Genomic DNA, 12,321 nt, shown 5'->3' with positions numbered 1-12,321 from the left:
TTTTTGCAGGAGTAAAGAGCAGAGGGAGAATAATAACTCCGAATTCCTAGCTCCTAGCTCCTAACTCTTGACCAATCACTAATGACTAATGACTAATGACAAATAACAAATGACTAAAAAACTAACCTGGATATTTTGGGGATTAACTGCTTCTTGTCTGAGTGCGCCGGTAATTGCTTCAGTTTTAGAATCTGCTTTGGGAACTAACGGTATTGATGCTTTGAAGCTACACCAAGCTCCTTATAATTTAATCGGTCGTAAGATTGCTATTGGTCAAGTGGAAATTGGTCGGCCGGGAATGTTTGGGTGGGATAAGGCGGTGTCTAAAAATCGTGCCATATCTTTAGCAGCGGTTTTCTTACGCAATGGCCCAGCTAAGTCTAATAATGGTGTTGACCCCCACGCCTACAATGTCGCTGGTGTGATGGTGAGTCAAGACAAAGCTTTGCCAGGAGTTGCGCCGGGAGCGCGATTGTATTCATCAGCAGTGGGTTCCACTAAAAACATGGGTCAGCCAGAGGAGTGCTTATCGGCACAGCACATAGCGCTCCAAAATGGTGGCGATGTCCGTGCGATTAACTTTAGCTTTGGGGAACCTCTGAGCCGCGATCCTCGACCGGAAGCTACTTTAGACGGTAATGCTTTACTAACTTTATGTGTTGACTGGTCTAGTCGCGCTCATGATGTTTTGTATGCGATCGCTGGCAACCAGGGCAAAGGTGGTATTCCTATTCCTACAGATAATTTTAACGGAATAAACGTGGCTTTTTCATCCCGCCGAGGGGGAGTTTTTAACAAAGTAGACGTGGCTAATCTGGCAGGTGTTAACCAAGGGGTGAATCAAAGACTAGCTGGAAGGGAATTTGACCTTGATGGGCGTCGCGCTATCAGTTTAGTTGCTCCTGGTAATAATATTCCTTTGCTCAATCCTGATGGCAAATTGAACAAGGTTACAGGTACTAGTTTTGCCGCGCCTCAAGTTACGGCTACCGTTGCTCTGTTGCAGGAACTTGCAGACCGACAGATGCGGACAAAACAACCCCACTGGAGCATTGATTCTCGGCGTCATCAAGTGATGAAAGCTGTATTGCTGAATTCAGCAGACAAACTTCTAGATAGCGGCGATGGCTTAAAGTTGGGAATGACTCGGACGCTAATTGATAAACAAAATCAAAACTGGCTAGATTCTGATGCTTATAAAGATCCAAAGATTCCTTTAGATGCTCAAATGGGAGCGGGTCATTTAAATGTATTTCGCGCTTATCAGCAATTTAGTGCTGGTCAATGGCAAGCATCCGCTGCGGTGCCGGCTATTGGTTGGGATTATCGCACAGTTGATGTTGGAGCATCTGTTGACTATATATTAGCAAAACCGTTAAAGCAGGGAAGTTTTGTTGCTGTCACCCTGAGTTGGGATCGATTGGTAGAACTCAACGATAAAAATAAAAACCAGCAATATGACGTAGGCGAAAATTTTCGCGATCGCGGCTTAAATAATCTCGACCTATACTTAGTAAAAGCTGATGCTCAAAATTCTGAAGCTGGTGCTGTTTGCTCTTCAATCAGCCAAATTGATAGTGTAGAACATATTTTCTGCCCCGTTACTGCTACCGGCAATTACAAAATCCGCGTCCAGTTTCGTCAAAAGCTCAATGAAGCGACTCAACCCTACAGTTTAGCTTGGTGGAGTGTACCTATTAATTGAAATAAGTTAGCACAAATATCTGTGTAAAATTAGAGTATTTTTCTCGTTCTCATGCTCCGTATGGGAACGAGATTTCCTGCCACTGAGAAACCTTATTCGATCTATAAAAACCTCACAGAAGTGGTTATTTTATGATTACGTAGCTTACAATACGTTTATACGTAAAGATAAAAATTCTTAGAAATCAAAATTTTTTATAATTCGTCTGTATAGCCGTCTCAATAAGGAGTTAGCAACTCCACAAGTTGTGTTTAATTACTCTGAGCTACTAATTTGCTGTTACGAAAACTGTAACAGTCCCATTTTTCTATTGGAGTAAATGCAATAGTTAATCATTGACACAGTATCTGCGTCAAATCTGAGCACAAGTCGGGAATCTTTGGCAAGTGAGGTAGCAGAATGAATCGCCATAAATTGAGTGATGCAAAAGAAAATTTCCTGCAAAGACGTTACGGTGTTAGTCTAGGCAGACGTTATGCTCTGGCAGCTGCAAGTGTCGTTTTATTCAGTGTATTAGGGTGTTCTCAAGTCGATAGTAATAAAAGTGCCCTTGCCCAATCTAGTTTACCTCAGCCAGAAACTCCATTGCAAAAAAAAACAGCCAACACTGATACAAAAATAGTTGAGTCTAGCAATAAGTTTGGCTTCAAACTATTTTCAGAAGTTCTGAAAAACGATCGGGGTGAGAAGAATATTTTTATCTCACCTTCGAGTGTTGCGATCGCTCTTGCTATGACTTACAACGGTGCTAGCGGTTCGACTCAACAAGCAATGGCAAAAACCCTAGAATTACAGGGGATGAATCTACCAGAAATCAACTCTTCTTATGCGGCGGTATTAAAACAGCTTTTAGACAATTCGGATACGAAAGTGCAATTGAAAATTGCTAACTCACTTTGGGCAAATCAAAATGTTAGCTTTGCACCCGACTTTCTCAAAAGAACCCAGGACTTCTATCAGGCCAAAGTCAGCAATTTAAACTTTCAAGATGCCGCCGCATCTAATATTATCAATAACTGGGTAAAAGAAAATACTAACGGCAAAATAACTAAAATAGTTGAAAAAATTGAACCAGATCAGGTATTATTTCTGATTAATGCCATATATTTTAAAGGTAATTGGAGTAATGAGTTTGACAAGAAAGAAACTGCTCCATATCCTTTTTACATCACATCTGGCAGGCGGAAACAACACCCAATGATGTCACAGCAGGGTGATTATAGATACTATGAAAGCGAAAATTTTCAGGCAGTTAGTTTACCTTATGGTAAAGATGGTAAGGTCAGTTTTTATATCTTCCTACCCAAACAAAACTCTAACCTCAAAGCATTCTATCAAAACTTGAATGTTGAGAACTGGGAAAAATGGATGACTCAGTTCAACAATCAAAAAGGGTTTATTCGCCTACCCCGCTTCAAAACAGATTACGAGATTACACTCAATGATGCTTTAAAAACTTTAGGTATGGGGGAGGCTTTCAGCAACAAAGCCAATTTTTCTGGCATGGGTAAAAATTTTGCCATTAGCGAAGTTAAGCATAAAACTTTTGTCGAAGTGAACGAAGAAGGCACCGAAGCGGCTGCGGCGACTTCAGTGGGAATAGTAGCAACATCTTCGAGAGAAGAACCAGAACCATTCCGAATGATTGCCGATCGTCCCTTCTTCTGTGCTATTCGGGATAATCAGACGGGAAACATTTTGTTTATGGGTTCAATTATCGAACCACAATGAGGATGTAGGAGGGATTGAAGACTTTATCTTTTTAAAAGAGAATTTCTAAAAAATAAAATCCTCAGTGAATATAAATGATTAATTTACATTCACCGTATGTGCAGATAATAATTTTTAGCAGTCATTATCCGTAAAGGGAACTATGGATGGTGAAAAGCTTTTTAGTGATGGAGAAAATTCTAACCTCGCGGCATAATCATCTATTTGTGATAGTTCCAGCTCAATTGTTTGTTGCTCTTTTTCGTCAAAAAGCAACTGAATTTGATAACTTGTCCAGAATTGTTCGCCTAGTTCATCTTCTAAATCAAAAGGCTGTTCTTCATCACCCCATATATTCGACCAAAGGACTATTTGATTAGCCCGAAAATGGTTTTGACCTTTTGTATCTCCAACTACAAAATATACTTCGACATTTAAATCAAATCCCAAATCATCGACTTCTGCCTCTGCTATCTGACAGCTAACGACAATTAAACTATCTGGGTTAATATCTACTACCTGCTGTTGGCGTTGTAATAATTCTTGAAATACAAAAGTAGGTAATAATTTTGAACTCTCCTCAAGTAGGTCTTTTTGAGTTTCTGGAGAGTAACGAGTTTTTAATTCTTGCGCGATTAAATTTAAAATATCTTCACTAGCTAAATTGACAACTATCTGTTTATTGGCGGAATTAAGGAAACATCCTTGATTAAGATTAATGTGTTTTTGAATTGGCATAGTTCTCTAAAATCCTTTGAATGCGAACGGATAATTCACAAATCAAGCTCAAACAAAGGTAAAGAATAAATATTACTTTAGCTTCTGTTCTATATTTTTAGCAAGACAACAAAACCATGACTAAAGTCACAGATCAAACATACACAAGATAAACAATAGTTGTTAAATTAGTAATGATTTGCAATAATTGCCCAGTTAAAAGCTTCGATTTCTATCGGGACTTGTGACTGATTTTTCTTACTCTTTCAGCAACATCGTTTTTTTATGTGTAGATTAATTGGCTATCTTGGTAACGCCATCCTCTTAGATGAGTTGCTGTATAAACAAGAGCATTCGCTCTACAAACAAAGTTACAGTCCTTTGGAATTAAAATCAGGAGTAGTTTGTGGAGACGGAGTAGGTGTAGGCTGGTACGACGAAGTAGGTAAACCCTTTATTTACCGAAATACTATCCCGCTGTGGAACGAGCCAAATTTGGAAGAGTTGAGCAAGTATGTACAATCCAGTTGTACTGTAGGCTATGTTCGATTAGCTGGAACAGGTGAATCGCTTGACATTAGCAATTGTCAGCCATTTCGTAGTGGGAAACTTTTGTTTGTGCATAATGGCGAGATATCAAACTTTCAACAAACTCTTTGTAGACCAATACGTGAGAGCCTCTCTGATTCCACTTACCGCCTGATTAAAGGCACGACTGACTCTGAACACATCTTCGCCCTACTAGTGGAAATATGGCAGTCGTCTCCAGACAGCACTCTGTTGTCAGCATTAAATGCCACACTTCAAAAATTGACTAAGTTGGCATCAGAACACGACACCAGCTTTAGTGCCAATGTAATTGTCAGTGATGGTCAAGCAGTTGCAGCAATTCGCTATGCTTATCGCACACAAGCACCTACTCTTTATTGGTCTTGCGATCAACTCAAGCAGCCAAACCAAGTTATTGTTGCTTCTGAGCCTTTATCCAATCACCAAAATTGGACTGCTTTTGGGGAGCAAACTGCGCTATTTGTTGAAGCCCAGTCATTACAGCCAACAATTAGCCTGTTAGAGAGATTTGTTCCCATTGGGGTTTAAATAAGCATTGCGATTTTGTGGAAATTGAGCTTTTCTTTCTAAAGTTGGTGCGATGCGAGACTTGCATTGCTGTTACTTGTGCCAAAAGGTAACAGTTAGAGGCAAATCAGAGAGACAGCATAAATCATCCGTCCTTTTCCTGGATTTCTCACAAGAGAGAAATCCAAAGGGTGTGGGAGGTGTGGGAGGTGTGGGAGGATGGAGAAGAAGTCTTACCCCCCATACTCCCCACACTCCCCACACTCCTCTTCCCCTGAAGCCTACACTATGCGTAGAGAAATCCGGGTTTTAACTCCTTTGGGAGCTAGCGTCACCGATGACTCGCTAACGCTTCTCTACAAGACGCACTCGCGTTCGCTATCGGTGACGCAATCATCATTCCTTTATGGCTCCCTTGTACTTTGTCCGCCACTATACCCATATAAGCATAAGCTGGAGCGATCGCATACTTACTTATAATTTCGTAAAAAATGCCCTGTTGCCTGATTCAATCCAATTTCAATTACCCTGAATGACCCAAATAGTTTTATGATTCTCTACGAAAGCATATTTGAAATTATTCTAGGTCTACTACCAAAATATTCTCAAGCTGATTCTGGAACATGATAAATCACCTAAAGGTGATTCGTGCAATACTGGTTTTGAACCTTTTTCCAGGGTCAAATAAAGTACAGGGAGATGCAAAAGTATGGTTGAACACACATTTCACGACCAACTGAGTTTAGAAGAACAAGCTGAAAAACTCGGCAAACAAGCAGTAAGCTTGGGTTTGATTCCCAGCTTTGTAGTGCATTACTTTCCTGATACCTGGGTATTTTATATACCCAATGAAACTCAATCGGAACCGCTGACACCAGAAGAGGCATACTTTCGTTTAAAGCAACTGGTTAAACAGTAGATATTTTAACGACAAATTTTTGAAGATAACGGCTAGACACTGCAATTGTTAAGTAACAGTAGTTATGGCGAAACCAGCAATTTTAACCGTCGATGACGATCCAGAAGTATTGCAAGCGGTGTCACGAGACTTGCGGCATCAGTATGGCGATCGCTTCCGCATTGTCCGGGCAGATTCCGGGATCGCGGCTCTGGATGTGGTGCAGCAACTAAAATTGCGGAATGAATCAGTTGCTCTATTTCTAGTGGATCAACGTATGCCCCAAATGGGAGGCGTAGAGTTCTTGGAACGAGCAAAAAGCATCTTTCCCGATGCCAAACGTGCCTTGTTGACGGCTTATGCAGATACGGATGCTGCGATTAAATCGATTAATAGTGCCAAACTTGATTATTACTTACTCAAGCCTTGGAATCCACCAGAAGAGAGATTATATCCGGTTTTAAATGATTTGCTAGATGACTGGCTAGCTGGATTCCGCCCACGCTTTGAAGGCATTCGAGTCATTGGTAATCGCTGGTCGCCTTTTTCACATCAGGTGAAAGACTTCCTAGCACGTAACCAGGTTCCATTTAAATGGTTAGATGTTGAACTGGAGCCGGATGCAGAAAAATTGGTGGAATACGCCCAAGCTGATTGTAGACAACAATTACCCTTGGTGCTGTTTCCTGATGGTTCCCGATTAATTCAACCATCTAATTTAGAGATTGCCGCCAAAATTGGACTGCAAACTCAGGCAGAGCGTCCATTTTATGACTTAGCGATCGTGGGTGCTGGGCCTGCCGGACTGGCAGCCGCAGTCTATGGTGCTTCTGAGGGATTGAGTACTGTCTTAATTGAGCGTGAAGCGCCAGGAGGACAAGCTGGTACGAGTTCGCGGATTGAGAACTATTTGGGGTTTCCTGTTGGCTTGAGTGGCAGCGATTTGGCAAGGCGGGGAGTCACTCAGGCGCGGAGATTTGGGGTAGAAATTCTCACTCCTCAAGTAGTAACTGGGGTTCGGCTGGAAGATCCTTATCGGGTTCTGCAATTAGCAGATGGTAGCGAGATTAGTTGCCATGCACTTTTAGTTGCAACCGGCGTTTCCTACCGTTGGCTAAAGGTTCCAGGAGCCGAGAAGCTCACAGGAGCAGGAATTTATTATGGTGCTGCCATGACTGAGGCGATCGCCTGCACCAACGAAGAGGTTTACTTGGTTGGCGGGGCAAACTCTGCTGGACAGGCAGCAATGCACTTTTCTAAGTATGCCAGCAAAGTGATTATGTTAGTGCGGGGTGAGTCACTAGCATCAAGTATGTCTCAATATTTGATTGACCAAATTGCCGCGACTGAAAATATCAAAGTTTGCACGGGTTGCAGCGTCGTGGAAGTAAAGGGAGAAGAACATTTAGAAGCAATTGCGATCGCCCATGCCAACACTGGACAAACCGAAACCGTGTCAGCGCGATCGCTATTTATTTTCATCGGTGCTAGCCCCAAAACGGATTGGCTCGATGGCGTTATTCAACGCGATGCTCAGGGGTTTATCATCACCGGGCCAGACTTGATACATAACGGCAAATCTCTTCGTGGTTGGTCATTAGAACGCTCTCCTTTCTTATTAGAAACCAACATTCCCGGAATCTTCGCAGCCGGAGATGTCCGCTACGGCTCAATTAAGCGGGTGGCATCTGGTGTCGGAGAAGGTTCGATCGCCATTCAATTCGTTCACCGCTACCTAAGTAATGTTTAGCTAAAGCAGCCAATACTAACCTGTATAAAATCTGCAAACCCTCTCCCCTGCCCCCCAGTTCCCCAGTTCCCCAGTTCCTCTGCTCCTCTGCTCCCCAGCTCCCCTGCCTCCTGCCCCCCTGCCCCCCTGCCTCCTTCATTGACTTGCATTGATCCCAATTACCCCAATGATGATTAAGGAGATCGACACAAGTTTGATGAATGTGGCAGATTCCCGAAACCAAATAATCCCAATAAGAGCTACTAGAATAGTTCCTAATCCAGCCCAGACAGCATAGGCGACACTTACTTCAAGTTTCTTGAGAGCAAAGGTCAAAAAAGTAAAACAAAGTCCATAGAAGACAAATATTAATACTGAAGGAACTATTTTAGTAAATCCCTCTGATAATTTCATGCAAGTTGTGCCTGAAACTTCAAAAAGGATTGCTAATATAAGGTAAATCCAACTTGTTAACATATTTTTTGTAAGTGGTTTGTTAAGAGCAACTGCCCTAAAAATAGAATAAACACTCCTGAAGTAACTCATTAAAAATTTTTACAAGTGTAATATCAATTCTCCATGAAGATGCTTTGGAGGGAAGGCGTAGCGGGAGATAAATATATGCAGCTTCGCAAAGAAACGGTATAGGTGTTCCAACATTTAAAACCAAACGTGCAGTAGTATAATTGAGGCTATTCCGGGGCTTTATAGCGATGAAATTGCTCAAGTATTAGGGCAACATCTGCTGTAGTGTGATTGTGTTTTTGTCCTACTAATGGTATGAGAGATGACGGCTCAATTTGAATACAGCACTCTTGCCGATCCACAGGATATTCAGCAGCTTGGGAGTATCTTTGAGCAGTGTTTTATCAGCACACTTGGTGGCGAGGAAGCTTACATCAACCTGATTGGTGTAGAAAATTTTCGCATTATTCGTCAGTCAGAGCAATTAATTGGTGGATTGGCAACTCTGGATATGGGCCAGTGGTGGGGTGGTGTGCGTGTACCAATGACAGGAATTGCCGTAGTGGGTATTGCTCCAGAGTATCGCGGTTCGGGAGGTGCGATCGCTCTCATGCAGCAGACGCTCAAAGAACTTTATGCTAGAGGTATACCGCTCTCTGCTCTTTATCCCGCTGTGCAAAGTTTGTATCGAAAAGTCGGGTATGAGCAAGGGGGTAGCTGGTGTAATTGGGAAATTGCTACTAAAAGTATTCAAGTGCGAGAGCAACCCCTACCTTTGCAACCAATAGTGAATATCAATCATCAAGTCTTTCATCAACTATATCAGCAGCAGGCAAGACTAACGCATGGATATTTAGACCGACATCCCGCAATCTGGGAGCGCTTAATCCAACCAGATAAGAAGGAAACATTTTACGCATATTTTATCGGTACAAAAGAGAAACCCGAAGGCTACATCCTCTTTAGTCAACATTCAACAGAGGATGGCGCAATCCTGCGAATTAAGGATTGGGTAATTCTCACAGTTGCGGCTGCACAAACATTTTGGTCTTTTCTTGCCAGTCATCGCTCCCAAATTGAACGCGTGCGATGGAGGAGTTCTGCAATTGATTCTTTGACATTGCTGCTACCAGAGCAAACTGCCAAGCTTAAGAATACGATGCGTTGGATGCTGCGGGTAGTAGATGTAGTCAAGGCGCTGGAGATGCGGGGTTATCCATCGGGAATTGAAACTGAACTGCACTTAGAAATTCAAGATAATTTGTTAGATGCAAACAATGGTAAATTCATTCTTTCTGTTGCCAATGGACGCGGTGAAGTTACAAAAGGTGGAAAAGGTGAGTTGCAGTTAGATATCCGAGAACTAGCACCACTATATACAAGTTTGTTCTCTCCCTACCATTTGCAAATAGCTGGAAAACTGCATGGAACAGAAACAGCTATTTCAGCAGCAACGCAAATATTTGCGGGTAGTTCTCCTTGGGTGGCTGATTTTTTTTAATGTGAGATGTCAACGAACCTCTATGCGAGTTGAACTAAAGTTCAAGTCTATCTCTCTCGCTTGTTGGCTACGGTGTATACACAAGTCGAATTACCCCCCTTAATCCCCCCTTGTCAAGGGGGGAAACAATAAATCTAGTTCCCTCCCCTTTCTAAGGGCAGGGCTGTTTCATTCGATCTCTTAAAGATTTTGTCAAGAGTATGAGTCAGAAATTTGCTTGATTGGGGAAAAGAAAAGCTACCACCTCAACGAGTAAATTTAAGTGCGATCGCGATTTTATTGCCCAATCAGATTTTTTAGTCACCTGACTTTTTTGCTTGAAACGCTTGTAAATCAGAGTCTTTTAGGGAATGAAACAGCCCTGCTTTCTAAGGGGAGGGTTAGGGTGGGGTAAAACCTTGGTTAATCAGCTATTTCAGACTTGTGTGTACACCGTAGCCCCAATACCTAAGCCTTTAATTTGGTTACATTCTGATGATCTAACTATTCGGTAAATTGTTCAAGTTATTTTTACATGATGCCTTAATGCATTAAAGGTGCAGGTCGATGCATTAAAGATGCAGGTCGATGCATTAAAGATACAGGTCAATGCATTAAAGGTGCAAGTCGATGCATTAAAGATACAAGTCAATGCATTAAAGGTGCAGGTCGATGCATTAAAGATGTAGGTCGATGCATTAAAGGTGCAGGTCAAGAGACTTGTGTGTACACCGTAGGCAAAGGAGGCGGAGCCTCTAGGAGGACATTCCCAGCCTCCAACTGGGAACGAGACAATATCTAAAAGCTGGTTCTAAGCTGGCTTTCACGTTAAGTTGACACCTATAGGCAATGCCGTGCCCCGACGCGAAATCTATATGTATTAGGGTTTTAGTGAATAAATTTTATTTTCTCTCTCTATAAACATAAGTTGGAAACATAATTAATCCTTCGCTCGTCCTTCCGCTAGATTAACAATTTCTGTTGTTGTCAACTCACACCACAAATCAAACTGTCAGCGATTTACTTTTAATAAGTAATGATGATTTATCGTGCTTATCTAATCCCAAACATCATCTCACGAAATAACTCAACGGGATTTATGACTTTTTCTCCGGAAGTTCAGCACAGTCATCAGAAAACAATCTAAGTAAACCTGATTAGTTTCTCCTAACTTGCACACCCACATTCACAACATGAAATCACATCTACTGGCGATTGGTTTAAGCAGTTTGGTTCTAGTTGCAGGACAAGCTAAAGCCTCACAATTACAGTCTTGGTACTATGATTCTAGCCAAAACCAATTAGACTTAACTACCACTTCGGGAATAGAACCAAAAGCCTTTTTATTAGATAATCCTAATCGATTGGTGATTGACTTACCCGGAACTAATTTTAATTCCGATACTGTCAAACGAAGTTTTGGTAAGGCGGTGAAAGAAATTCGCCTCGGCAAACCAGACCCTCAAACCACTCGTTTTGTCGTCGAGTTAGCTCCTGGTTATGATGTAACTTCCCAAAATATATCAGTTAAAGGAGATTCTCGTTCTCATTGGAGTTTCAAATTCAATTCATTTAACCGCCAAAGTAATCCCATTGTTGGAGAAAATCGAGAAGATATTGCCATCCGATCCACAGATGCATCGACATTTGCCGGAGTTGTGAATCTTGGACAAGAGATGGCTGGTATTACTTCTCAAATTCGCACTTTGTTAGCAAGTTATAAATCATTAAATCCAGGAATATTTTTCTTAGATTTAGATACAGGAAACTATATAGATATTAATGGCGAAAAAAGATTTGCTGCTGCCAGTACAATCAAATTTCCCTTATTAGTGGCTCTTTTCCAAGAAATAGACGCAGGTAGAATTAAACTCACCGATAAATTAGTGATGCGGCGCGATTTAAAGGTTGGCGAATCTGGAATTATGCAATACAAACCCATCGGCACTAAATTTAGTGTCCTGGAAACTGCTACCTTGATGATGACAATCAGCGATAATACCGCCACAAATTTAGTTCTCGATCGCTTGGGTGGTGCTACAAAAGTTAGTCAACGTTTTCGTAGCTGGGGATTGCAAAATACAGCACTTCGGAATCTACTTCCAGACATTGGCGGCACAAATACAACTAGTTCCAAAGATTTAGTCAGATTGGCGGCGTTAGTTTCTAATAATCGTTTGTTATCCCCAAGTAGCCGCGATCGAGTTTTAGGCATTATGCGCCATGTCAAAACCAATAGTTTACTACCAGCCGGTATCGGCCAAGGAGCGACCATTGCCCACAAAACTGGTACATTGAGATTTATCATCGGTGATGCCGGTATTATTCAAATGCCCAACGGCAAAAGCTATTTAGCAGGTGTTTTGGTGCAAAGACCAAACTACGATCCTAAAGCTGGGGATTTTGTCCGTGAAGTTTCCAGAAGAGTCTATAATTACCTAGACAATACCAAAGTTAGTAATATACAACCGATAGTTGACGATGCCTCCGGCGGGCTACGCCTACCCACTCGTTAGTCAAGCGATACTAGTCCACCACAT

Annotated in this window: 10 protein-coding genes; 8 read left to right on the top strand and 2 right to left on the bottom strand. The window is 41.8% G+C overall.

Annotation, left to right across the window (positions count from 1 at the left end):
* The first annotated feature begins 109 nt into the window (after positions 1–109).
* On the top strand, positions 110–1,705 hold the full coding sequence (locus V7K84_RS27945) for a S8 family serine peptidase (protein WP_334842963.1): 1,596 nt from the start codon (positions 110–112) through the stop codon (positions 1,703–1,705).
* A gap of 399 nt (positions 1,706–2,104) precedes the next feature.
* On the top strand, positions 2,105–3,436 hold the full coding sequence (locus tag V7K84_RS27940) for a serpin family protein (RefSeq protein WP_334842962.1): 1,332 nt from the start codon (positions 2,105–2,107) through the stop codon (positions 3,434–3,436).
* Between the two features lie 114 nt (positions 3,437–3,550).
* Here V7K84_RS27940 and V7K84_RS27935 read toward each other — a convergent pair whose 3' ends face one another.
* Positions 3,551–4,153, bottom strand: a complete 603-nt coding sequence (locus tag V7K84_RS27935) for a hypothetical protein (protein ID WP_334842961.1) — start codon at positions 4,151–4,153, stop codon at positions 3,551–3,553.
* Positions 4,154–4,417: 264 nt separating this feature from the next.
* Here V7K84_RS27935 and egtC point away from each other — a divergent pair, with 264 nt between their 5' ends.
* From egtC to V7K84_RS27915, 4 genes are all read left to right on the top strand, one after another.
* The gene (gene egtC / locus V7K84_RS27930) at positions 4,418–5,230 is read left to right on the top strand and encodes an ergothioneine biosynthesis protein EgtC (RefSeq protein WP_334842958.1); all 813 of its coding nucleotides are present in this window, start codon (positions 4,418–4,420) and stop codon (positions 5,228–5,230) included.
* A gap of 267 nt (positions 5,231–5,497) precedes the next feature.
* Entirely contained in the window at positions 5,498–5,689 is a 192-nt protein-coding gene (locus V7K84_RS27925) for a hypothetical protein (RefSeq protein ID WP_334842957.1), read from the top strand.
* Between the two features lie 229 nt (positions 5,690–5,918).
* On the top strand, positions 5,919–6,128 hold the full coding sequence (locus V7K84_RS27920) for a hypothetical protein (protein WP_334842956.1): 210 nt from the start codon (positions 5,919–5,921) through the stop codon (positions 6,126–6,128).
* A 64-nt stretch (positions 6,129–6,192) separates the two neighbouring features.
* A complete protein-coding gene (locus tag V7K84_RS27915; protein ID WP_334842953.1) occupies positions 6,193–7,857 on the top strand; it encodes an FAD-dependent oxidoreductase in 1,665 nt (554 codons plus the stop codon).
* A gap of 135 nt (positions 7,858–7,992) precedes the next feature.
* Here the strand turns inward: V7K84_RS27915 and V7K84_RS27910 are convergent, their stop codons facing one another.
* Positions 7,993–8,313 carry a DMT family transporter gene (locus V7K84_RS27910; RefSeq protein WP_334842950.1) on the bottom strand — a complete coding sequence of 107 codons (321 nt, stop codon included), beginning with the start codon at positions 8,311–8,313 and terminating at the stop codon, positions 7,993–7,995.
* A 310-nt stretch (positions 8,314–8,623) separates the two neighbouring features.
* Here V7K84_RS27910 and V7K84_RS27905 point away from each other — a divergent pair, with 310 nt between their 5' ends.
* Together V7K84_RS27905 and V7K84_RS27900 are read left to right on the top strand one after the other, a co-directional pair.
* A complete protein-coding gene (locus V7K84_RS27905; RefSeq protein ID WP_334842948.1) occupies positions 8,624–9,802 on the top strand; it encodes a GNAT family N-acetyltransferase in 1,179 nt (392 codons plus the stop codon).
* Positions 9,803–10,974: 1,172 nt separating this feature from the next.
* A complete protein-coding gene (locus V7K84_RS27900; RefSeq protein ID WP_334842945.1) occupies positions 10,975–12,297 on the top strand; it encodes a serine hydrolase in 1,323 nt (440 codons plus the stop codon).
* Positions 12,298–12,321 lie beyond the last annotated feature (24 nt).

It is taken from the genome of Nostoc sp. (assembly GCF_036917315.1).
Taxonomy (GTDB): Bacteria; Cyanobacteriota; Cyanobacteriia; order Cyanobacteriales; family Nostocaceae; genus Nostoc.
The sequence above is the reverse complement of the archived record's forward strand: the minus strand, read 5'-3'. Positions and strand labels throughout refer to the sequence as shown.